The sequence below is a fragment of the Methylobacter sp. BlB1 genome (genome assembly GCF_015476545.1).
Classification (GTDB): Bacteria; Pseudomonadota; Gammaproteobacteria; order Methylococcales; family Methylomonadaceae; genus Methylobacter.
The window spans coordinates 18659-43073 of sequence record NZ_JADMKV010000038.1 but is presented as its reverse complement, the minus strand read 5'-3'; the positions used below and the strand labels follow the sequence as shown (position 1 = coordinate 43073).

18 protein-coding genes and 1 pseudogene are annotated in these 24415 nt (G+C 54.7%); 17 read left to right on the top strand and 2 right to left on the bottom strand.

The features are described from left to right. Positions 1-372 precede the first annotated feature (372 nt). Together IT781_RS14365 and IT781_RS14360 are read left to right on the top strand one after the other, a co-directional pair. On the top strand, positions 373-927 hold the full coding sequence (locus IT781_RS14365) for a carboxymuconolactone decarboxylase family protein (RefSeq protein ID WP_194970856.1): 555 nt from the start codon (positions 373-375) through the stop codon (positions 925-927). Positions 928-1328: 401 nt separating this feature from the next. Continuing rightward, the gene (locus tag IT781_RS14360; RefSeq protein ID WP_228779161.1) at positions 1329-2600 is read left to right on the top strand and encodes a hypothetical protein; all 1272 of its coding nucleotides are present in this window, start codon (positions 1329-1331) and stop codon (positions 2598-2600) included. 123 nt (positions 2601-2723) lie between these two features. Here the strand turns inward: IT781_RS14360 and IT781_RS14355 are convergent, their stop codons facing one another. Further along, on the bottom strand, positions 2724-4115 hold the full coding sequence (locus IT781_RS14355; protein WP_194970855.1) for a heavy metal sensor histidine kinase: 1392 nt from the start codon (positions 4113-4115) through the stop codon (positions 2724-2726). Beyond that, on the bottom strand, positions 4112-4789 hold the full coding sequence (locus tag IT781_RS14350) for a heavy metal response regulator transcription factor (protein WP_194970854.1): 678 nt from the start codon (positions 4787-4789) through the stop codon (positions 4112-4114). Before IT781_RS14350 ends, IT781_RS14355 begins: the two co-directional genes overlap by 4 nt. A 209-nt stretch (positions 4790-4998) precedes the next feature. Here IT781_RS14350 and IT781_RS14345 point away from each other — a divergent pair, with 209 nt between their 5' ends. From IT781_RS14345 to IT781_RS22730, 15 genes and pseudogenes are all read left to right on the top strand, one after another. Continuing rightward, a complete protein-coding gene (locus IT781_RS14345) occupies positions 4999-5586 on the top strand; it encodes a cytochrome c (RefSeq protein ID WP_194970860.1) in 588 nt (195 codons plus the stop codon). A 99-nt stretch (positions 5587-5685) separates the two neighbouring features. Next, positions 5686-6135, top strand: a complete 450-nt coding sequence (locus IT781_RS14340; protein WP_194970853.1) for a DUF411 domain-containing protein — start codon at positions 5686-5688, stop codon at positions 6133-6135. A gap of 24 nt (positions 6136-6159) precedes the next feature. Then, on the top strand, positions 6160-6444 hold the full coding sequence (locus IT781_RS14335) for a hypothetical protein (protein ID WP_194970852.1): 285 nt from the start codon (positions 6160-6162) through the stop codon (positions 6442-6444). Positions 6445-6679: 235 nt separating this feature from the next. After that, the gene (locus IT781_RS14330; RefSeq protein WP_194970851.1) at positions 6680-8413 is read left to right on the top strand and encodes a copper resistance system multicopper oxidase; all 1734 of its coding nucleotides are present in this window, start codon (positions 6680-6682) and stop codon (positions 8411-8413) included. 2 nt (positions 8414-8415) lie between these two features. Then, positions 8416-9456: a copper resistance protein B gene (locus IT781_RS14325; RefSeq protein ID WP_228779159.1), complete on the top strand. Its 1041-nt coding sequence runs from the start codon at positions 8416-8418 to the stop codon at positions 9454-9456. 235 nt (positions 9457-9691) lie between these two features. After that, positions 9692-10282: a hypothetical protein gene (locus IT781_RS14320; RefSeq protein WP_194970850.1), complete on the top strand. Its 591-nt coding sequence runs from the start codon at positions 9692-9694 to the stop codon at positions 10280-10282. Between the two features lie 232 nt (positions 10283-10514). After that, positions 10515-10667 carry a hypothetical protein gene (locus IT781_RS14315; RefSeq protein WP_194970849.1) on the top strand — a complete coding sequence of 51 codons (153 nt, stop codon included), beginning with the start codon at positions 10515-10517 and terminating at the stop codon, positions 10665-10667. Between the two features lie 113 nt (positions 10668-10780). Then, a complete protein-coding gene (locus IT781_RS14310; protein WP_194970848.1) occupies positions 10781-10999 on the top strand; it encodes a DUF2933 domain-containing protein in 219 nt (72 codons plus the stop codon). 2 nt (positions 11000-11001) lie between these two features. Further along, positions 11002-11625, top strand: a pseudogene (locus tag IT781_RS22890) (isoprenylcysteine carboxylmethyltransferase family protein); the annotation flags it as partial. Between the two features lie 12 nt (positions 11626-11637). Then, positions 11638-14460, top strand: a complete 2823-nt coding sequence (locus IT781_RS14305; protein WP_370527013.1) for a cation-translocating P-type ATPase — start codon at positions 11638-11640, stop codon at positions 14458-14460. Positions 14461-14471: 11 nt separating this feature from the next. Next, positions 14472-15158 (top strand): class I SAM-dependent methyltransferase, encoded by a 687-nt coding sequence (locus IT781_RS14300; RefSeq protein ID WP_194970847.1) that lies wholly within the window; start codon positions 14472-14474, stop codon positions 15156-15158. Continuing rightward, on the top strand, positions 15155-16372 hold the full coding sequence (locus tag IT781_RS14295) for a TolC family protein (RefSeq protein WP_194970846.1): 1218 nt from the start codon (positions 15155-15157) through the stop codon (positions 16370-16372). Before IT781_RS14300 ends, IT781_RS14295 begins: the two co-directional genes overlap by 4 nt. Further along, entirely contained in the window at positions 16369-17613 is a 1245-nt protein-coding gene (locus IT781_RS14290; protein ID WP_194970845.1) for an efflux RND transporter periplasmic adaptor subunit, read from the top strand. Before IT781_RS14295 ends, IT781_RS14290 begins: the two co-directional genes overlap by 4 nt. A 9-nt stretch (positions 17614-17622) precedes the next feature. Further along, a complete protein-coding gene (locus tag IT781_RS14285) occupies positions 17623-20763 on the top strand; it encodes an efflux RND transporter permease subunit (protein ID WP_194970844.1) in 3141 nt (1046 codons plus the stop codon). Then, positions 20760-24407, top strand: coding sequence for a heavy metal translocating P-type ATPase (locus tag IT781_RS22730; protein ID WP_194970843.1), 3648 nt, complete (start codon positions 20760-20762; stop codon positions 24405-24407). The genes IT781_RS14285 and IT781_RS22730 overlap by 4 nt, the downstream gene beginning before the upstream one ends. Positions 24408-24415 lie beyond the last annotated feature (8 nt).

The window sequence follows — 24415 nt, the reverse complement described above, 5'->3', positions numbered from 1 at the left end:
TGAAGGCTTACGCATGATGGAGGCGGCCTTGTCCCAATTGGTGGAGAGCTGTACTGGCAACACCGACTCAGTATCATGCCCGATTATCCATAAAATCCAACGAGCCGGTACTCGCCTCTTGTTGAGTTCAAGCTATTACAATCTTTAAGGAATCAAAAAACGCAAGTCTTCTATATGCAAATTCTTTTCTAGCTCATCAGGCATTAGCAGGACATAGAGGGCCAGCAATAGGTGGTGAATGCACCCCACAAGCACTAAGGCCGAAGGAAAACGGCATGACAGAAGCTTTGCATTGGGCAATTGAAGCGGATCTGACAGTCACTTTTAATCGGGATAATTGTCTGAGAATATCATGACCGCTCGAGATAAATCATGCCATTCCTCACGACCCCATCTGATTATCGTTTTCCCTGGTACGTGCGGCTTTTCTTTTGGAACCAGAAGCGCCGATACGGCAGAGTGCTGGAAGCCGCTCGCCTATGGGCACGGACACCGAAAGTCTTTGTCGCTCTCGCTTTGCTTTATGGCGCCCTGGACCGCCGGACATCGCCAATTGAGCCCTTGCTGCGCTCACTGATCACTGTGCGTATTTCGCAAATCAATAATTGTCGTTTCTGCGTTGATCTCAATTCTTTCATTGTCCTCAGGCGGGGACTCGAACCTGACAAGCTGGCAGAACTTGCGGAATTTGAGACCAGTCCGTTGTTCAGCGACCGGGAGAAAGCGGCACTGTTATACGCCGAAGCCGTGACTGATTCAAACCGCCGGACTACGCCAGCGCACTTTGAGCAGTTGCATCGTTACTTCGATGATGAGTCCATCGTTGAATTGACCGCCTTGATCGCCTTTCAGAACCTGTCCAGCAAATTCAATGCGGCTTTGGGCGTGGAACCGCAGGGATTTTGTAGTCTCCCGAAAAAGCCGTGATAAAGGCGATAACGATGACAGATAATCGGAGTTGGAGATTCTTCATTATCAGGAGGACTTAATTACTGTTACACTATATTTAGCGTTAAATGGCGCCATGCGTTTTTATCCTTGAGACACATCAGAACCTGCAGGCTAATAGGGCCAAGACTTCACAGTCAAGCCTTATCATCCGTTGCCCGACCCAATAGCCGAATTTCAAGCATTGTTATAGCGTTTTCTGTAAGGCGTCCAAATCTCTCCGCCATGGGCCTATGCGATAGGGCATGTGATTGCCAAACTGAGTCCCAGACCCTATCATTTCCACGCATTTAAGTGAGCAACTCTTTTGTCCACTATGGTTCTTTTCTTGCCAAGCAGGCGTATGGCCGCATTTAAACCTGGAATGTCAGCCAGTCTCAATGCTTGATTTCTATAAAAATAAAAAGATGACTAATCTCCTACCAATAATTACTCAATACAAAGCTGATACGCAAAGCGTTTACAATACTTGGTTTATTGACAATGACCAGCGACTCAAAGCCTTTCGCACCATTCGCAGAGGGGTTTTACAGGTGGTGGAAGATATTAAAAATAAAACGTTTCCAAATGATTTTAAGGGCAGCTCCTTAGAATTTGTTTTGAATTGTATTGCTGAACAAAAACAAGTATTTGTAGGCATATCACATCCTTTTTATTGGAAACCGAAACTACGGATACCGGATATTTACGAAAACCAAAGTAATAAAACTGCCTTCGGTCAATTCTTAGAAAACTGTGTTAATGCTAAATCGGAAGAGCAGATTATCAGGGAAGTCATACAATTAGATGCGCTGAAAATAAAAGGCTTGGGTCCTGCCGTAGCAAGTATTTTATATTTTTTGCACCCCACTTTGTTTCCGCCTTTCAATACCGCCATCGTCAATGGCTTTAACGTCCTATTCAACGACAAAAAGAAATTGGGGTCTTGGTCAGAATATCTAAAAATCAGAGAAATATTGATTGAAACCAACCACAAACACAAATTTCAACTTTCTAATGACTTAGGAGCCATTGCCGGTTTGTGTTTTGAAGTGGGTACGCAAAAAATGCTTATCGGCAATCATGACTATTTAAGTGAAGATGAACGAAATAAGCTAGAGAAAGGCATTGAAAAACGCCAGAAAGAAATTCAAGACGAAAAACAGGAAGAAAGTCTACATTCCGAAATGCAGTTTCATCTGCTGAAAATCGGTCAAAGTTTGGGTTACAACGCTTTTGTTGCTTCCAATGACCGTTCGAGGTCTTATGCAGGCAATAGTTTTTCGTTTATGAGTCCGGATAAATTCCCCGTTCTCAATTGTGATAAAGAAACCGCCAATACCATCAAGTTGATAGATGTATTATGGTTTGAGAAAGGGACGAATAGTGTGATTTGTGCCTTTGAAGTGGAAAAAAGCACCAGCATTTATTCAGGAATTTTACGGCTGACCGATCTTTCTTATTCCATCGCTATCGGTCACGAGACTTTTTATTTGGTGGTACCCGATAGTCGAGAAAAGGATGTGATTATGCAACTCTCGCGTCCTTCGATCAAACAAACAAAAATTCCCATCAAATATATTTTATTTTCAGAACTTCGGCAGCATTGCGATGCGCTTTGTAGGTTTGGTGATAGTCATCAAATAATGACAAAAATTGCCAAAACGGCATGACGTATAACGGTACAAGCTAGAGGTCAAGCGGTAACACTTTTTCTGCTCACCCAACTGATGAACCTACATGCTCTATGAAGTTTTGAGCAGAAAAAGTAGCGCTTTAGGTCCATTGGTTATAGCTCAAGCAGGAAGCCGAATCTCAAATGTCGTTATACCCCTTTCTGAGTGCGCCCAAGCTTCTCCGCCGTGGGCGTGCGCGATAGAACGTGTGATCGCCAAACCGAGCCCAGCACCCTCACCAAAACTCTGCCGCGATGTGTGCACGCGGTAGAAGCGATCAAACAATCTCGGCAAATGCTCAGGAGCGATGGTTTTCCCGGTGTTTTGTACCGCCACTATGACATTCGAGCCATTGGAGTCATCAACGCGCACCTTTATTCGGCCACCTGCTGGCGTATGGCGCACTGCATTGGAGAGCAGATTGTTGATAGCTCTGCGCAGCATCAATCTGTCGCCATAAACAGCACCTTTTCCTGAATAGGTCAGATTAACTTCCTTTTCCTCGGCTAAAGCCTCATAAAAGTCGAATAGGCTGCTCACCTCCGCCATCAAATCGACTTTCTCGCAATGAGGCACGATGAGATTGTTGTCCGATTTGGCCAGGAACAGCATGTCAGCAATTATCCGCGACAAACGCTCTAACTCCTCCGCATTTGAAGCCAGTATGTCCTGGTATTCTGTGACGGATCGGGGCTTGGACAGAGTAACCTGGGTTTGTGTCAGCAGATTGCTGACCGGCGTGCGCAATTCGTGGGCAATGTCCGAGGAAAAATCGGTCAGCCGGCGGAAAGATTCTTCAAGCCGAGCCAGCATTGCATTCAGCGTTTCGGCTACCTCGGCCAGTTCGACGGGAATGGACGCTGCCGACAGTCGCTGATCCAGATGGTCCGCTGTGATGCTGGCCGCACTGCGACTGATATCCCGAAGCGGAGCAAGTCCTTGACGTGCCGCTATCCAGCCCAGAAAACCGGTCAGCAGCGCTGCCAGGCCCATGGCCGTCCATAATGTCGTTCGAAACGAGCGCATGAAATGTTCATGGTGCGACAGGTCGGTGGATACTGCCACGACCACCGGCGCCGCCCCTTGGATATGCGTCGGCAGTTCGGCGGCAATCCCGCGATAACGATGGTTCTCAAGATCGGTCCAGAGCACCGGACGGATGTTTTTTTCTCTGGCTTCAGCCAGCAGTGCGTTAGGTAACTTCGCACCTTCAGCCGGGTACAAAGGCTGACCGTCCGGCTTCAAAACGATTACCTCCAGGCCTGGGTGTCCTACCAGGGCATCTTCAAATTGTCTCGGCAGTGCTTCCAGTTCCTGGTCAGAATTCACTTTTTCCAAAGCGTGCCGGAGAAGTGCCAGCTTGCCATTGAGCAATGCCATGTCCAATTCTTCGAAGTGCCGCTCGACAAGCGAGCCGATCAGCAACCCCAACACTAAGAGTACGGTTGTCGAGGCCGATGCAAACAGCAGCGTCAGCTTGAAGGTGATGGATTTGTTGCCGATCCGCCTCACTCGGCGACCTCCAGCACATAGCCCATACCGCGGACAGTGTGGATAAGCTTCGGCTCCAGGCCATCATCGACTTTTGCTCTCAGACGCCGGATGGCCACCTCGATCACGTTGGTGTCGCTATCGAAATTCATGTCCCAGACCTGGGAAGCGATCAGGGAGCGGGGCAGCACCTCGCCCTGGCGCCGCAAAAGCAGTTCCAACAGAGCAAATTCCTTGGAAGTTAAGTTGATCTTTTTGCCCGAACGAGTCACTCGACGCCGCATCAGGTCAAGTTCTAGGTCTGCGGCCCGTAGAAACTCGGGCTCCTTGATCATGCCGCCGCGTCTGAGCAGAGTTCGGACACGAGCCAGTAATTCGGAAAAGGCAAACGGTTTCACCAGATAATCGTCCGCCCCGAGTTCCAGACCTTTGACTCGGTCATCCACACTGTCACGGGCCGTAAGAAAGAGGACGGGCATGTTCTTTCCCGCCCTGCGGATACCTTGCAGTACCTGCCAGCCGTCGATTCCTGGCAGCATCACATCCAAGATTGCCAAATCATAGGCTTCTGTTAGCGCCAAATGCAAACCGTCCAGCCCATCCCGCGCTAAATCGACGACGAAGCCAACCTCTGTCAGCCCCTGTCTCAGATAATCCCCGATTTTAGGCTCGTCTTCCACGATCAGGATTCTCATATGCACTCTCTCGCGTAGCTTGTCTCGTAATAATGCCATTCTATACGGGCAGCGAGACCAAGTCTCAAAGATTACAGCAATGTAATCTTCGGGTCAGTTTTCCGTTAACTAGGGCCGCGTAGAATACCGCTATACACAACTTGCCAGAGGTTATTACGAAAAAAATCCTGCTAGGCGCACTGGGGCTCCTTGGCCTAGTCACCGTAACCGTGATTGGCCTGCTCCAGGCGGGTACTATCGATGTGGCAGCCGATAAGCCCTACAGCCCCGCGATTCATCGCTTCATTGTGTGGGCACGGGAACAGTCCATTGCACGCCGGACAGTCAATCTCGTTCCACCAACCGACTTGACCGCCCCTGACCGAATTCGTCGGGGGGCAGGCAATTACGACGCTATGTGTGCGAATTGTCACCTGTCTCCCGGCAGCGAAGATTCCGAAATCCGCAAGGGGCTCTTTCCGATCCCGCCGAATCTTTCCGAACCTGCCAATGTCGTCGATTCCGATTGGGCGGACGTCCGTCGATTCTGGATCATCAAACACGGCATCAAGGCGTCCGGTATGCCGGCTTGGTCGAAAGGTGGTATGGAAGACGAAGCGATATGGGATCTGACGGCTTTCCTCAAGATCATGCCGAGCCTATCGCCGCAGGCGTATCGCCGGCAAGTCGAGACCAGCAATGGGCACATCCATGGCGGCCTGGAAAAGCACGGAGCCGAAAAGGAAAGCCAGCCAAACGCCGGACATGCTCACGACACGAAAGCGCATTCCCATAAACACGGCGTTCATAAGCACTGATCTGATTCAGGAAGATTACAGAAATGTAATGTTTCTGTCAGTCCCCGGTAAGGATCCCCTGTTTAAACTGGCCACATTCAAATCACTTAGGAAATCGTCATGAAATCAGTTCTGAAACCCCATCTCCGCTCCTTGCTGTTAATTTTCCTTACCAGCACTGGTACTGCATGGGCGCAAGACACGACGCAGGTAGACGTTTATAAAAGCCCCTCTTGCGGTTGTTGCGGCAAGTGGCTCGAGCACCTACAGCAAAACGGTTTTCAGGCAAGCATCCACGAGGTGAACGATATCCCGGCAGCACGGAAAAAATTGGGTATGCCAGATCGGTTAGGCGCCTGCCATACTGCCCGGGTCGGCGATTATGTGATTGAAGGCCATGTGTCAGCCGCCGACATTCAGCGCCTGCTCAAGGAAAAGCCTAAAGCGCTCGGTTTGGCCGTTCCCTCTATGCCGCTCGGTTCTCCCGGCATGGAAACCACCAAGCCTGTTCCCTACGAAACTCTGCTCGTTCAGACAGACGGCAGTACCCAGGTTTTTGCCAAACACTAAAACCACTAATCCCTAGGAAAGCTCATGAAAAGTTTGATTGCCCCCGTTTTTGTTATCCTCGCCGCCATAGGCTTTTCCGAACACAGCATCGCCATTACGGACCACGACGCTCATGGCAGCCATAGTGCAATGCACATGTCGACTGCTGCCGAAACCCCGCCGGCCGAAGAAACCGTGAAGAAAATCGACAAACTGACTGGCAAAGTCATGGCGTCTCAGGGGGCGCTGCGCAATTCGGAAATTAACGCGAGCCGTTCTGAACCAGCCTCGCCTGGCAGTCATACGCACAAACATACTGACAATCAATAAAAACCCCACACCCAATAATATACCTGAGAAACCTATGAAATATCTGCAATTGGCCTTAATCACTCTTTGTATTAGGCGCTGTTTCTGCGTGGGCAACAGATTCCCCTAGCTCTGCCGATAGATCGCATGACGACAGTCATGCCCAACATGGCGGCAGTGGGCATAGCCATTAAAGTAATGACAGCCTGAGCCTTATGACTGCAACTTTATCGACCCAGATCTAATACTTATCACAATGAAGCCTATCTCCCGAGCTCTCCTGAATTTACCTGATCCTTCCCGTCGGCGTTTTATTAAAGGATTAGCTGTCGGCGGCATGCTATTGGCGCTACCGTCCTGGGTTAAAACAGCGCAGGCAAAGATAGCAACGCCCGCAGAAGTGCTTGTCGGCACTGAATTTGATCTCACCATAGCCGAAACGCCTGTGGATTTTACCGGTGAGCCACGTGTGGCAACGACTGTTAACGGCTCGATGCCGGCACCGACACTGCGTTGGCGTGAGGGAGACACGGTGACGATTCGCGTCACCAACCGACTGGCCGAGGAGACGTCAATTCATTGGCACGGCATCATTCTGCCTTATGAAATGGACGGTGTGCCGGGCATTAGCTTCAAAGGCATCGCCCCTGGGGAAACCTTTACCTATCGCTTCAAAGTCCAGCAATCTGGCACTTACTGGTACCATTCTCATTCCGGTATGCAGGAGCAGACCGGGCTGTATGGGGCGATCATCATTGATCCGGTTGGAGCCGATCCTATTCAAGCTGATCGTGATTATGTGGTGCTGCTGTCAGATTGGACGGATGAAGACCCGATGACGGTTTTCGGCAAGCTCAAGAAACAAAGCGACTACTACAACTTCAATCAGCCTACGGCGTTGGATTTCTCGCAAGACATGGGGCATGAAGGATTAGGAGCCGCTATCAGTAAGCGGCACATGTGGAACATGATGCGCATGAATATGACTGATTTGGCCGATATTTCCGCTTTCACCTATACCTATCTCATGAACGGAACCACCCCAGCCGGTAATTGGACGGGGATATTTCGGCCGGGCGAACAGGTGCGGCTGCGTTTGATTAACGCTACTGCCCAAAACTTCTTCGACCTCCGTATACCTGGCCTCAAGATGCAAGTGGTCCAAGCAGATGGGCAAAACATCGAGCCTGTCACGGTGGACGAAATCCGCCTCGGCGCCGCCGAAACTTATGACGTGCTGGTTACGCCTAGTGACGAGGCCTACACCCTCTTTGCCCAGACTATGGATCGTAGCGGTTATGCGTGCGGTACCTTGGCTACGCGTGCCGGTATGAAGGCTGCACTGCCCTCGCTGGATAAACCCGAGTCACTTACTATGATGGATATGATGGGCAACATGGGGAATGACGACATGGCGGAGATGCATCACGAGGAGGGCATGGATCATCATGCGCATGCCATGGGGCACGTCACTGTGCGCCATGCCAGCACAGAATATGGCCCCAGCGTCGATATGCGGGTCGATACGCCACGCACCAATCTGGATGATCCTGGCATTGGCCTGAGGAATAATGGCCGCCGGGTACTCACCTATGCCGATCTGCATACCCTGGGAGGAGCGCCGGACCCTCGAAAACCAGATCGGGAAATTGAGCTCCACCTCACCGGCAACATGGAGCGTTATAGCTGGTCTATTGACGGCCTCGAGTTCGGTAAATCCACGCCGGTGCACTTTCGCTATGGCGAGCGGCTGCGCGTCATCTTCGTCAACGATACGATGATGGCTCATCCGATGCATTTGCACGGTCTATGGAGTGACCTGGAAAGTCCTGATGGGCATTTTCAGGTACGCAAGCATACGATCATTGTGCAGCCGGCGCAGCGGGTGACTTTTCAGGTTACTGCCGATGCGTTGGGACGCTGGGCATGGCATTGCCATCTGTTTTATCACATGCATGCCGGTATGATGCGTGAAGTCGTGGTGGCCTGAGCATGAAGCCAGCAACAATGGAGCGGGAAGCGATGATGAGCACCCGAATCAATGCAATCGCCATCATAATGATTTTTAAGATATCTTCTGCCTGGGCTCAGGAATATCAGCCCCCTGTCGATCATAATTCTCACAGTCACCATTCTGTAGCGGCCGAGCGTATAGCCCATAATGCAACGCATGGAGGCGACTCAGTGACAGCTCCAGTAGAAACGGCCGTAGACAAGGAAGCTATGCCAGCTATGGCTCACCATGCCATGCCGGACGCAACACCACATGCCGGGCATGCTATGAATCAGAATGGAGAACCTATATCCAAACAAAAAAATTCGGTTCTGCCAAACGTCCGCGATCCGCATGCCTATTCCGATGGCTATGACTTCGGGCCGATTCCAAGGCCCAAGATGGGGGATGAAGATAAGCATGGTTCGCTTTGGGTTGATCGGCTTGAAAGTGTAATGACTCGTAATAGCACGGCTATGACCTATGACTGGCAGGCTTGGTATGGACAGACTTATGATCGCGCACTGATCAGAGCCGAAGGCGAGATTGAGGACGGCAAGTTTAAAGACGCGCGCAACGAGTTGCTCTGGGCCCATGCTGTCACCGCTTATTGGGATACGCAATTGGGTATCCGTTACGACAGCGGCAAGGGTACAGACCGCGGCTGGCTCGCATTCGGCGTTCAGGGGCTGGCACCCTATTGGCTTTATGTGGAAGCAACGGCTTATGTCAACGAGCAAGGGCGTACGGCATTCCGTCTCGAAACCGAATACGACTTATTGCTGACGCAAAAGCTCATCTTGCAACCCCGTGTCGAGATGAATTTTTATAGCCGGCGAGATGACTCGCGAGACGTGAGCAGCGGCTTGTCCAACATGGAAGCGGGGCTGCGCCTGCGTTACGAATTTCAACGGGAGTTTGCCCCTTATATCGGCATTGAATGGGCCAGCCGATTTGGCTCTGCCGCAGATGCTATCCGAGCGTCCGGCAAAGATGCCGAGGAAGCGCGGCTCGTTGCCGGGGTGCGTTTCTGGTTCTGATCTTTTCGTGTAGTCCTGTTCTTTATGTGGAAATCGCGATAAATGGGAAAACTAATTGTCATTACATTAATTAGTATAGAGATTTTTGGCAGGATCTGAGTAAAACGCAATGAAACTCTAGCAGTGAGGAAACTATACACTGAAAGTCAGCAACACTTAAAGCGGTTCTAAGAACAGGTGCTGATGGTGAAAAAGAGGGCTGAATGGCAAACGGATAAAGTAAAGAAGAGGGTATATGATGACGATGCGTTGGTACAAGTTGATGGTAATTGTTTTGTTGATCGGTGCGGTTTTCTTGCTAGCGGGATGTGCTACCACCGACCCCGCATTCTACCGAGCTGCCGAATTTAAGCCGGAATTCATAGACCAGATTACGCTATTGCCGGCGGTCGATGCCAGAACTGATAAGGCTGCCGCGGTCAATCTTGAAGACTGGCTGCGTGTTGAGGCGGCAACAAACCTAAGAAAGAAAGGATATGCTGTCCTTCTGAGCGCTATGGCTCGCGGAACACCTGAACTGACATACGATACTCTGCGGGCAGCGGACCTGGCATTGATCAAACGCCTCGGCCCACCTGGAGAAAGGTGGATCATGATCTTAGCCTTGGTAGATCTGAATGTGGCCGGCAGCAGAGGCAAGGTGGAAGCGGCGGGTTTTCTCTACGACAAAGAAAAGGGCACGCTCCTATGGCGGGACACGAGCATCTGCTTGGTCGGACAAGGAGACTGGATATTTGGAACGTTGACAAGCGAAGTAAGGGGCAAAAGGGTAATTTCGGAAGCAGCCCACTGCTTGTTAGCCAGCATTCCTACGCGGGGTCCGTAGGGGGCAAAGTCATTTCAATTACTTAAACACGCCGTTTGTGAGGCTTGTTTGGTTGTCAAGGCCAATAAAGGTGTCACAGGTGCGGATGGAACCAACTTGGGAGGATTTTTTATTTCTAATGATACACAACCCAATCGAGTTGGTTATAAATAGTCATAACTCAAAACCTTAACTTAACGACATTTGACCTGTAGGGATTTTGCTGCTTTCTGAAAAGATCGATAAGCCCACCATGAAAAAGATTTGGTTCGACCAGCCGCTTCCCGAGATCACCCCGCAATTCGCAGCCTATAGTGATCGTGTGCTAGTCCCGGTAGAGGCATCGAAACGCTGGGCTCAGCAGAGGCCGAACGGACTGGGCAAGGCCCAAGGCATTTCTCCTTAGGTGCTCTTCGTGGCCCGCAAAGTAGGATGCGTTCGACGTGCTGCTTACACCGTAACGCACCCAAACAGTTAATTGAATTCGTCGCGACGGCGACAATTATTAGGAGCATTAATATGGTTTTCAGGACTCATAGTAGCCATACGCATCCATCCGGTTTACGGTATAAAATAGCCCTGGCGGTGCTTCTGGTTGTGGCTCTGTTTTTTCTGCTGACGGAGCACCGTGCGCACTTTTTGGGCATCTTGCCTTACATGTTGCTGCTGGCCTGTCCGCTGATGCATTTTTTCATGCATGGCAGTGGGCACCGCCATGAACACAACCAGGAGGATTAGTTATGCATGATACGTCCGTTTACGGCTTGTGGGGACTGGTAGCCGTCAATTCGCTGTTCTTCATCCTGTTTGCGTTCAGCTTTTTCAAACCGTGCACCGCCCGCGACTGGCGTACTTTCGGCGCCTTTTCGGCCTTTCTCGTCGCGCTGTTCTCGGAAATGTACGGTTTTCCGCTGACCATTTATTGGTTGTCCGGCTGGCTAAGCCGCCATTATCCCGACATCGACTTTTTTTCCCATGAGGCCGGTCACTTGTGGCATACCCTGCTGGGCTGGAAGGGCGATCCCCACACAGATCCGCTACATATTTTGAGTATAGCCTTTATCATTGCCGGTTTCTGGCTGCTGGCCTCAGCCTGGTCGGCGCTTTACGCAGCGCAACGCCACAATGCCCTGGCGTCTACGGGACCTTATGCGCGCTTACGTCACCCGCAGTACGCGGCTTTCATCCTCATCATGCTGGGTTTTTTGCTGCAATGGCCGACTTTGCCGACGCTGTTGATGTTTCCGGTACTGGTGTTTATGTATGTCCGCTTGGCACGCCGAGAGGAAGGCCAGGCGCTGGCGCAGTTCGGCACAGCCTATGCCCGCTATCGAGTGGAAACGCCAGCTTTCTTCCCGCATTTCCGAGCAACCCCCTTGGTTATTCCGCAAAGCCCTGGTGCTGTCCGGCTGCAAGGGCATGACCGATCTCTGGAGGCTCTCGCTGTGGAACTCGAAACCAATTCGGTTCAAGGTTTGACGGCGGAAGACGCCCGGCGGCGCTTGGAGCGCGACGGCCCTAACGCATTGCGCAAGGCCAAAGGTACTTCGCCCTTGATGCTCTTCTTGGGCCAATTCAAGAGTCTGGTGATCTGGGTGTTAATCGTTGCAGCCGCTGTCTCCATTGCTCTCGGGGAGCGGATCGATGGCGGCGCCATTCTGGCCATCGTGATCTTGAATGCCATCATCGGTTTCTTCCAGGAATATCGTGCGAGCAAGGCGGCGGCCGCACTGGCACGCCTTGCAACGCCAAAAGCCCGCGTCATCCGGGACGGGCATGCCACCGTGGTAGCCGCCGCCGAGATCGTAGGCGGCGACATCCTGCTATTAGAGGCCGGCGATCTGGTGGCGGCGGATGCCCGACTTCTGGACGCTTCACAACTGCGCGCGAACGAGGCACCGCTTACCGGCGAATCACAGTCGGTGAAGAAACAGGTCGGGATACTGCCTGGGGATACGCCATTGGCCGAACGTCGCAATATGCTCTTTTTCGGCACGAGTATTGTCGGTGGGTCCGGACGTGCCTTGGTGGTGGCAACCGGTATGAATACCGAGGTCGGACATATCGCTAATCTGCTACAAACGGCGGGAGCCGATGAAACACCGTTGCAGCGTCGGCTAGACAAGGTGGGACGGCGTTTGCTGTGGATTTGTTTAGGCATCGTGGCACTGGTGTTCGGCTTGGGTCTGCTGCGTGGTGATGAACCATTCGACCTGTTCCGTACCGCCATCAGCCTTGCGGTAGCGGCGATTCCAGAGGGATTGCCAGCCGTGGTGACGGTGGCGCTCGCTTTAGGCGTGCAACGCATGGCCAGACGCAATGCGTTGGTCAGGCGTTTACCTTCAGTAGAAACCTTGGGCTGCGCTCAGGTGATCTGTACCGACAAGACCGGCACCCTGACAGTCGGCGCCATGACCGCGCGCAAGATCGTCACGCAAGAGCGTCTGTTCAGTGTCACCGGAGAAGGTTATCAGCCGTCCGGCCTGTTCATTTCTGAGGGACGGGAACAGCGTGACGATCCTGCGCTGTTCGCTCTGTTATGGGCGGCTGCGGCTTGTAACGACGCTGAGTTGACCGTTAAGGATGGGCGCCCTGATATCGTAGGTGATCCGACCGAAGCGGCGCTGCTGGTGGCCGCGGCGAAGTGGGGTATTCACCGTGAAGCTGTTGAGGCTGAAATGCCCAGGTTGGCAGTCTTGCCTTTCGATTCCGAGCGCAAGCGTATGACCGTCATTCGACGCTGGGAAGATGACAAATCGGCAGGAAAGCCGATTTGCACGCCTAGCGCCCGAAGGGTGCGGTACAGGGATGTACCGCATGAGCCCCGTGCTTTCGTGAAGGGCGCTCCTGAAGTCATTCTGGAGCGTTGTAACTCTATACGCACCCAGGATGGCGTTAGACTCATGACGGCCGAGGACCGGGCCGCTATGGTCCGTGCCAGTAAACTGCTGGCCCACGATGCGTTGCGGGTCTTGGCCTTCGCCGAGCGGGTTCTGGAATCGTTCCCGAGCAATCTATCAGCTCTGCCTGATGCGGCTGAAATTGAACAGGACCTGGTATTGCTGGGGTTGGTTGGTCTGCAAGACCCGCCGCGCGGCGAGGTTCGTGAAGCGGTGGCCAAATGCAAACGAGCCGGCATCAAAACCGTGATGATTACCGGTGATCATCCCGACACGGCCAGGGCCATCGCTCATGAATTAGGGATTCTTGATAATGAAGGTCAAGTGGCTTTAGGTGCCGAACTGGAGGCGATGTCCGATGGTGAACTCCAGGAGCAGGTGCGGCAAATCGCGGTCTATGCCCGCGTCACGGCCGAACACAAGCTGCGGATCGTGCGGGCTTGGAAAGCGACCGGTGCCGTCGTATCGATGACCGGCGATGGCGTCAATGATGCGCCGGCGCTCAAGGAGGCATCGATCGGCATCGCCATGGGCATTACCGGCACGGAGGTCACCAAAGAGACCGCCGACCTTATCATCACTGATGACAATTTCGCTTCTATTGTTGCGGCGATCGAGGAAGGCCGAGGCATCTACGACAATATCGCCAAGACATTGGCTTATTTGCTGTTCGCTGCCGCTGCCGAGCTGGCCATCATGCTTTTTGCCGCACTGGTCGGCTGGCCATCGCCCCTGTTGCCTTTACATCTGCTTTGGATCAACCTGGTGACGGGTGGATTGCCCGCATTGGCCTTGGCTACCGATCCGATTGACGCCGATGCGCTTAGCCGGCCGCCGCGCAGTCCTCAGGCCGAGCTGCTGGATCGGAATTTTCTCAAGTTTACCCTGTTCACTGGATTTTTAACTGCCAGCGTCTCCTTCGGCACTTTCGCCTACGAGTTTTATAGAGGAGCCAGCCTGGATCAAGCCCGCGATGCCGCGTTCACTGCGCTGGTCATTGCAGAGCTCATCCGTTCCTTCGGCGCCCGCAGCCGTTACCGCACCATCTGGCAGATGGGCCTGTTTACCAATTTGCGGCTGTTTTTGATCGTAGTGGCCAGTTTTCTGCTGCAACTGGCCATTCACCATATTCCGGCGCTGCAAACTCTGTTTGGTATCGAGCCGATCACGCTTTATCAATGTGCCGCTTGGATCGGGGTAGGTTTTATTCCGTTAACGATCCTGGAGATGGTCAAAGTCGGGCGCCAGTTTTGGGATCGGCGTGCGGCGTCGCGAGCCGTACGCCGACCCACTTCTTAATGCCTAGGCTTATGAAGATTTTATCTAAGTATATTCCGGCACTTCATTTCCATTGGCTGACACCGTGGTACGATGAGGTCATACGGCGCTTGTATCCTGAACAAGCCTTAAAGACCGCATTGATTGCGCAGGCCCGCATCCAGCCTAACCAACGTGTGCTGGACATAGGCTGCGGAACGGGAACACTTGCCCTGTTGATCAAACGCACCCATCCGGCCGCAGACGTCTATGGGCTCGATGTCGATCCTCAAGTGCTCGACATCGCACGCAAAAAGGCCGAGCAGGCACGAGAGACCATCCTCCTGCAACAGGGCACCGCGACGGATTTGCCCTATGATGACGAGACTTTCGATCGCGTGTTCGCGAGCCTGATGCTACACCACTTGACGCGCGAAGATAAACGGCGGACGCTAGCGGAAGCATTCCGTATACTCAAGCCCGGCGGGGATCTGCACGTGGCCGATTTCGGCAAACCGCAGGATCGGACGATGTGGTTAATCTCACTAGCGGTACGTTGGGCCGCGAAGGCCCACGATAATATCCGAGGGCTGTTGCCGGCATTCATGGCGGAGGCTGGCTTTCACTCGGTAGAAGAGGTCAGCCATTATCGAACTATATCCGGCACTATCGCCCTGTACCGGGCTTACAAACCCACCGGAGAAGAGACAGGTGGCCATCACCCAGGAGAAACATCATGAAATCCGCATTGCTGTGGGCCAGTCTGTTGTGGCCCCTATTAGGAGGTGCCGAGGAGGGTATTCAACCGGCTTCATTGGACCAGCTGGTCCAGGAGGTGCTGTCCTACAATCCCGATATCCAGGCGGCCCGCCAGCGCTGGGAATCCGCCAAAGCCGTGATTCCCCAGGTGCAGACACTACCCGATCCCAAGGTGGGCATCAGCTACCGAGATATGGCGCCACAGAAGGAAGTGATGTACGGCATGAGCCAAGAGGTCCCTTTTCCCGGCAAGCTCCGACTCAGGGGCGAGATCGCCTCTCGCGATGCCGAGCGTCTGGAGCAGGATTACCTGTCCACCCAATTGGCGGTCATTGCCCAATTGAAAGAGCTCTTCTACGAACTGCATTTTGTCCATGCTTCAATCAATGTCGTCAGCAAGAACAAGTTGCTGCTGGAGGACTTTGAGCAAACCGCCACGGCCCGTTATAGCGTTGGCCAGACCGCCCAGCAGGATGTGTTACGGGCGCAGACGGAGATTTCGCGCTTGCTCGCCCGCCTTGCTACGCTGGAGCAGCGCCGGCAATCGCTGCATGCCGACATTAACCGTCTGCTGAACCGCTTGCCCAACGATCCGCTCGGTTCCCCGCAGGGCATGCGCTTTACGCCGCTTCGTCACTCGCCCGACGAGCTGAATAAACTCGTGGACCAAACTTCGCCTTTATTGCATGGCCAGCAAAAAGCCCTGGAACGTGGCGATCGGTCCGTCGCTCTCGCCAAGCGGGAATACTATCCTGATTTTGAACTGGATGCGCGAGGGCTTCACGATACGGCCATGAAGATGGACGGCTACCAGGTTATGCTGAACGTCAAAGTGCCGCTCTACTTTGCCACTAAGCAACGAGAGGGCGTGCGTGAGGCGGTCGCCGGACGCGAAGCGTCCTTCCAGGATTTGCAGGCGCTACGGCAGGAACTTCTGGCCCGGATCAAAGATAACCTGGCTCAGGCCGAGCGTTCGGAACGGCTTGTCAAGCTGCTGAAGGATGCCATTATCCCACAATCGCAACTGACCCTGACTTCGGCCCAGGCCAGCTATGCGGTGGGCAAGGTGGACTTTCTGACGCTCCTGAACAGCTTGCTGACCTTGCAGGAAAATGAGCTGGAATACCACAGTGAATTGGCCGAGCACGAAAAGGCCCTGGCCCGGCTGGAAGGCATCACGGGAGAGACGCCATGAGATTACGATTTCGCGACCTGCTCATCGGTATAGTCCTGGGTACCCTGGTGACGCTGGCCTTGTTTTTTTTCTTGCGGCCTCAGCCTCCGGCGATCGTCTCACCACCAGCGCCTGCCGAGCGTGCCGAAGCCCCAGCTCATCAGGGTCATGAGAGGGGAGATGAAGCTCAACCGATGCAAGAAGATCATGCCATCCCTGCTCAAAACCAAGCTTTGGCGCCGCCCGAGAATTCCATGGTCATCAGCCTGGAGCGACTTCAATCCATTGGCGTCAAGTTCGAGCCGGCGGAACAGCGCCTGCTGGAGCGGACAATCCGCACGGTAGGCCGGGTGGAAGTCGATGAGCGCCAGCTTGCCCGTGTCACCGTCAAACTGGAGGGCTGGATCGACCGGCTGTACGTCAACTATACGGGAGAGCATGTCAGGAAAGGCCAAATCCTGTTCACGCTCTACAGTCCGGAGCTGGTGGCCACTCAGGAAGAATACCTGATTGCGCTGCGCAGCAGCCGGACGTTGGGGCAGAGCGAGTTCCCGGAAGTGGCGGCCGGTGCAAAAGCCCTGTTGGCAGCGTCACGCCGCAGGCTGTTGCTGTGGGATATTCACGAAAGCCATATTCACGATCTGGAGCGCACCGGCGAGGTGCTGACCACCTTGCCCATCCATGCGCCCCTCAGCGGCACGGTCATCACCAAGACGGCCGTGGCCGGTTTGCAGACCAAGCCGGGCGACGAGTTGTACACGATCGCCAACCTGTCCCATATCTGGATTGTCGGCGACATCTACGAATACGAGCTGCCGCTCATCGAGACCGGCCAGACCGCCAATGTCAGTCTGTCTTACGCACCGGATGTCTCACTGAAAGCCCGCATCAGCTTTATCTATCCTACCGTCGACCCGCAGACCCGTACCGCCAAGGTGCGTTTCGAGCTGGATAATCCGGGGGAACGACTCAAACCCGGCATGTATACCAACCTGGAACTCAAGATACCGCTGGGCGTGCGGCTGGCTGTACCTAAGGATGCGATCCTGGAATCCGGAGAACGGCAGATCATTTTCATTCATCTCGGGGGTGGCCGGCTCGAATGGCGTAATGCCAAACTAGGCGTGCGTGCCGGGGACTGGGTGGAAGTCCTGGAAGGTGTTCAGGAAGGCGAGCACGTCGTAACCTCAGCGAATTTCCTGATCGACTCCGAAAGCCAATTGAAATCGGCGGTCGGCGGCATGCCGGGCATGAAACACTGAGGTAGGGCCATGGTCGAAAATCTAATTGAATTTTGCGCCAAAAATCGCTTCATCGTCTTTCTGCTGGTTTTTGGCTTGGCCACTGGCGGTTTGTGGGCCATGAAAAACACCCCCATCGATGCGCTGCCGGATTTGTCCGACACCCAGGTGATCGTCTATACCCCGTGGATGGGGCGCTCTCCGGACCTGGTGGAAGATCAGATCACCTATCCCATCATCACGGCCTTGCTGTCCGCACCCAATGTGACAGTCGTGCGGGGATTTTCGGATTTCGGTTACTCCTACGTCTATGTCCTGTTCAAGGACGGTACCGATATCTATTGGGCGCGCTCGCGCGTGCTGGAATATCTCAACCAGTTGGCCGGCAAACTGCCGGAAGGGGTGGCGCCGCAATTGGGGCCGGACGCCACAGCGGTGGGCTGGGTGTTCCAATACGCCCTGGTGGATGAATCCGGGCAGCAGGATTTAGCCTCGTTGCGCTCCTTCCAGGACTGGTATCTGCGCTACTGGCTGCGCGCCGTGGATGGCGTAGCCGAAGTGGCCAGTGTCGGCGGCTTCGTTCGCCAGTATCAAATCAATCTCGATCCCACCAAGGTGCTGGCTTATAAGCTTAACCTGAACGAGATCATCGACAAAGTACGGATGAGCAATCTCGATGTGGGGGGGCGGGTGGTCGAGTTTTCCGGTGTCGAGTACATGATCCGGGGACGCGGCTACATCAAGTCCACTGCCGATATTGAAAAAGTCGCTGTGGGAGTCAACATCCAGGGCACGCCGATCCTGCTGCGCGACGTGGCCTCGGTGAGTTTGGGGCCGGACATGCGACGAGGTGTGGCGGAGCTGAATGGCCGGGGCGAGGCGGTGGGCGGCGTGGTGATCATGCGCTACGGCGAAGACGCGCTGGAAGTGATCGGTCGCGTTAAAGCCAAGTTCAAGGAGATCGAATCGTCTTTGCCCAAGGGCATCAAGATTGTCACTGTCTACGACCGTAGCGACTTGATCCGGGAGTCCGTCGCTACCGCCAATGAAAACCTGATCGAGGAACTGATCGTCGTTAGCGTGCTCATCGTCGGCTTCTTGCTCCACATCCGGTCCGCTTTGATTCCCATCATCACTCTGCCGCTTGCCATCCTGATCGCCTTTATTCCGATGTATTTTCTTAGCGTCGGCTTGAACATCATGTCCATCGGCGGCATCATCGTTGCTGTAGGTGACATGGTGGATGCCTCCATCATCATGGTGGACAACGCCCACAAAAGACTGGAAGAATGGAAGGACAATGGAGGGAATGGCGATCGCAATCAAGTGCTCATCGGTTCCGCCAAGGAAGTAGGACCCGCGATTTTTTCCTCTCTTCTGGTTATCGCCATCGCATTTATGCCGGTGTTCACGCTGGAGGCCCAGGAAGGGCGCATGTTCACGCCGCTGGCGTTGACCAAGAACCTATCTATCGCGATGAGCGCAATACTGGCCGTGACGCTGATTCCGGCCCTGCTGCCGCTCCTCATCCGTGGGCGCATCATCCCTGAACAGCGCCACCCGGTCACTCGGTTTTTGCAGCGGATGTATGCGCCGCTGCTGACCCTGGCGCTGCGTTTTCGGGTCAGCATGGTGGTACTCGCCCTCTTGCTGATGGCCAGCATGGTTGTGCCATTCCAGCGCATGGGTACGGAATTCATGCCGCCGCTGTATGAAGGCACTATCCTCTACATGCCTACCACCCTGCCAGGCATTTCGGTAACAGAGGCGAGCAAACTGTTACAGCAAATGGATCAAAAGTTGAAGTCCTTTCCCGAAGTTGATCACGTGTTCGGTAAAGCCGGGCGCGCTGACACATCCACCGATCCGGCGCCGTTCAGCATGATGGAAGTCGTGGTGGAGCTTAAACCCAAGGAGCAATGGCGTGAAGGCTTGAGTTACGAAGATTTGATCGCAGAGATGGACCGGGCTTTACAATTTCCTGGCGTGACCAATGCCTGGACCATGCCCATCAAGGCGCGTTTGGATATGCTCACCACAGGCGTGCGCACACCGGTAGGCATCAAGATTTTCGGGCCGGATTTGAAAAAGATCGAGGACATCGGCAAGGCCATCGAAATGTTTGCCAAGGACGTCCCAGGTACCCGTAGCGTTTATGCCGAGAGGGTTTCCGGCGGCTACTACCTGGATTTCATCATCAACCGCGACGAAATCGCCCGTTACGGCTTCACGGTCATGGATGTGAGCCGAATTATTGAATCCGGCATCGGTGGCGAAAGCATTACTACGACTGTCGAAGGACGCGAGCGCTATCCCGTCAATATGCGTTATTTGCGCGAACTGCGCGATAACATCAATAAACTGGGTCGCCTGACGGTCAGCACGCCCAGTGGTGCTCAAGTGCCCATCGCCCAACTCGCCGAACTGCGTATGGTCAGCGGTCCCTCGATGATCCGCGACGAGGACGGCATGTTGTCAGGCTATGTCTATGTGGACATGGCCGGACGCGACGTGGGCAGCTACGTGAAGGACTTGAAGCAGGCCATGAAAGACAAGATCGAGCTGCCGGCCGGCTATACTATCGCCTGGTCCGGCCAATATGAGTTCATGGAACGGGTCAAGGCGCGGCTCAAGATTTTTGTGCCGCTGACGCTGGTCATCATTTTTGTATTGTTCTATTTGACCTTCCGTTCAGTGGCCGAGACGCTAATGGTCATGCTCGGTGTGCCGCTTTCGCTGGTGGGCGGACTTTGGTACATGGCTTTACTTGGCTACAACATGAGCATTGCAGTGTGGGTGGGCTTGATTGCACTGGCAGGAGTGGCCGCCGAAACCAGTGCCGTGATGCTCGCCTATTTGGACGAAGCCTGCAAGCGGCGCAAAGAATCGGGGCAGCTTCGAACCCTGCAAGACCTGTTGGAAACCGTGCAGCAAGGCGCGGTCGAGCGTATCCGCCCCATGGCCATGGCGGGGCTGGCCAACATCCTGGGACTCATCCCGGTCATGTGGGCCACCGGCACCGGCGCCGACGTGATGAAACGCCTGGCGGCACCGATGATCGGCGGGATCGGTTCGGCCATGCTGCTGACGCTGCTGGTGATTCCGGCGATTTACGTGATTTGGCGCTGGCATAGGGACATCAAATTTGTGGCAGATAAGTCGGCGGTATGAACGGTTCGGAGGCAACGACGAGGAAGGGCGATGACGTCAGGGCGGATTCGGGAGCCGTGCTGGCCACGAGCCGGTTCATCCATCGGAAAATCCTGATCCGGCTGTTTCTGGGATGGCTATTCCTCAGCGTGGCACTCGGCGGCATCTTCTTATGGCTGGAGCTTGATCGCATCCAGCAGTCCGTCCACGACCTCGCACTCAGAGAATCCGCGACATTCAGCGGGACATCCGCCCACAACCTGGAACGGCTCGACGCCACGGCCTACCGACATCTGACGGACTTGGCGCAGCAACTGGTCAACCAGCATTTCCTGGTCGTTGAGCTGTATGACCGCAATCAGCAACTCAGGCTGGAAATCGTTCGATCGGGACAGGAGCTTGCCGAACAAGACATCGATCGCTATCGCCATGGGTTTCCAAAGGCGGCGAGTGAGTCTTTTCACGAGTTTCATTATGTCCGAGGCGAACTGCTGCTGGTCATCCTGATTCCGCTGCATGATGCCCAGGATGCGCTGACCGGTTATTTCGAAGGCATCTATCAGGTTGATCGCGAGACGTTGAATTCGATCAAGGAAGACCTGACTCGCAGGCTGGTGTTTGTCACGCTCGGCATTACGTTTACGACGCTCCTGATGTATCCGATCCTGCTGACGCTCAGCCGGGGGATGATCAAGTTGTCCGGCGATCTGCTGAAAGGCAACCTGGAGCTGATGAACGTGCTCGGTTGTGCGATCGCCGAGCGCGACTCCGATACCAACAGTCATAACTACCGGGTAACGTTTTATGCGCTGCGGCTGGGTGAGACGATCGGACTCTCCCGAGCGAAAATTCACGACCTGATCGCAGGCAGCTTTTTGCACGATGTCGGCAAGATCGGCATCCGTGATCCCATCCTGCTCAAACCGGGCAAGCTGACACCGGAAGAATTCGAGGTCATGAAAACCCATGTGCCGCTGGGCGCGGATATTTTAAGCCAATCGAGTTGGTTGAGCGGTGCGCGGGATGTGGTTGAATCTCACCATGAGCGATACGACGGCAGCGGTTATCCGCTGGGGCTACAAGGCGAGGCCATCCCTTTGAATGCGCGGATATTTGCCATCGCCGATGTCTTCGATGCCCTGACAACGAAACGCCCCTACAAGGAGCCATGGCCGGTGTTCGATGCCATCACCATGCTCGAGCGAGACAGCGGCAGCCACTTCGATCCGCAACTGGTGAAAGTCTTTGCAACGATTGCCCCCTCACTGTATCAGGAGCTATGTTGCATTGAAGCGCACCAGATGGAAGCCATGCTGCAACACCGCATCGCTTATTATTTCCTGGCCAGCGCTGCTGGCGCCGAGGAAAAGACACGCCACCCTTTGTTTACTCTATTGGAGCACTTGCAAATGGCTACAAAAACTCAACCGAGTACCCCAGCGCCGGTATATACCTGCCCGATGCATCCGGAGATCCGTCAGTCGCAGCCGGGCAGTTGTCCCCAATGCGGCATGGCTTTAGAGCCAATAGCCCAGCCAAGCCCTGAAGCGCGAACCCAATATGTCTGTCCGATGCACCCTGAGATTGTGCGCAATGAACCGGGGAACTGCCCGCTTTGCGGCATGGCCCTGGAACCGCGAACCGCTGAAGTGGAAACCGAAGATCACGAACTCAGAGATATGTCGCGACGCTTCTGGATCAGTGCCGCATTAACCATCCCATTGTTCATGCTGGCCATGGGGCATGACCTATATCCGGCCGCCCTGCCTGGCTTTCTGGATGCGCGCAAGCTGCAATGGCTGCAATTGGCGCTGGCTACGCCGGTGGTGCTCTGGGGCGGTTGGCCGTTTTTCGTGCGCGGCTGGGCTTCCTTGGTCAATCGCAGCCTCAACATGTTTACATTGATCGCCTTGGGCATCGGCGTTGCCTGGCTCTACAGTCTGGTGGCCACGGTCTGGCCCAATCTGTTTCCGGCCAGCTTGCATACCATGGGCGGCTGGGTGCCGGTTTATTTTGAAGCGGCTGCCGTCATCACCACGTTGGTGCTGTTAGGACAGGTTCTGGAACTGCGTGCCCGTAGCCGCACGGGAGCGGCGATTAAAATGCTGCTGGGGCTTGCGCCGAAGACTGCGTGTCTTGTGAGGAAAGACGGCAGTGAGCGCGATGTGCCTTTGGAACAGGTGCAGCCGGGCGATGTGCTGCGGGTGCGCCCCGGCGAGAAAGTGCCGGTCGATGGCATCGTGCTTGAGGGTGCGAGCGCGGTCGACGAATCGATGGTGACCGGTGAACCCATCCCTGTAGAAAAAGGGGCTGGCAGTCGGCTGATCGGCGCCACCGTGAACGGGACCGGTACCTTATTGCTGCGTGCCGAGCGGGTAGGGGCCGATACCTTGCTGGCGCAAATCGTCCATATGGTCGGCGAGGCACAGCGCAGCCGTGCACCTATTCAGAAACTGGCCGATACCGTTTCAGGCTATTTTGTGCCAACGGTCGTGGCTATTGCCATTGCCACGTTCATCATCTGGTTTGTCTGGGGACCGGAGCCTCGCCTGTCTCACGGCATTATCAACGCCGTGGCCGTGCTCATTATCGCCTGCCCCTGTGCCTTAGGTCTGGCGACGCCCATGTCCATCATGGTAGGCACCGGACAAGGGGCTCTGGCGGGTGTCTTGATCAAGCATGCTGAAGCGTTGGAGATCCTAGAAAAAATCGATACCCTGGTGGTGGACAAAACCGGCACGCTGACCGAGGGCAAGCCGCAACTGGTCTCCGTGGTGCCGGCTAAAGAGACAGATGAACGAGAATTATTGCGTTTCGCTTCAAGCTTGGAACGCGGCAGCGAACACCCCTTGGCCGCAGCGATCGTTCAGGGTGCGCAGCAGCGCGGCATTCAGCCTGTAGCCGTGGAGGAATTCCAATCCCTGACGGGACGGGGCGTAACCGGCCAAGTGGAGGGCCACTCGGTCGCGCTAGGCACTGCGTTGCTGATGGCCGACTTGGGCATTCCAATGGGCAGTTTGGCTGAGACGGCGGACAGGCTGCGCCAGGAAGGCCAGACGATCATGTGGGTGGCCATAGACGGCCGGGAAGCGGGCCTGCTGGGGGTGGCCGATCCGATCAAGGCTTCCACGTCGGAAGCTATCGCCGCTTTGCACAAGGAAGGCGTGCATATCGTCATGCTGACCGGGGATAACCGGATTACTGCGCAGGCGGTAGCGCGTCGGCTCGGCATCGATCGGGTCGAAGCGGACGTGCTGCCCGACCAGAAGGCGGCGATGGTCAAGCGACTGCAAGCTGAAGGGCGCAAGGTTGCTATGGCGGGTGATGGCATTAACGATGCACCGGCTTTGGCGCAGGCGCATGTGGGCATCGCCATGGGCACGGGCACCGACGTGGCCATGGAAAGCGCAGGCATAACGCTGGTGAAAGGCGATCTGCGCGGCATTGTGCGGGTGATCCGGCTCAGTCGGGCTACTATGCGCAATATCCGCCAGAACCTCTTCTTTGCTTTCATCTACAACAGCTTGGGAGTGCCCATCGCCGCCGGCGTGTTGTATCCGGCATTGGGCCTGCTGCTGTCGCCCATTATTGCGGCGGCAGCGATGAGCTTTAGCTCGGTATCGGTGATCGCCAATGCGCTGCGGCTTAAATGGGCTCGTTTATGAGTCGCCTA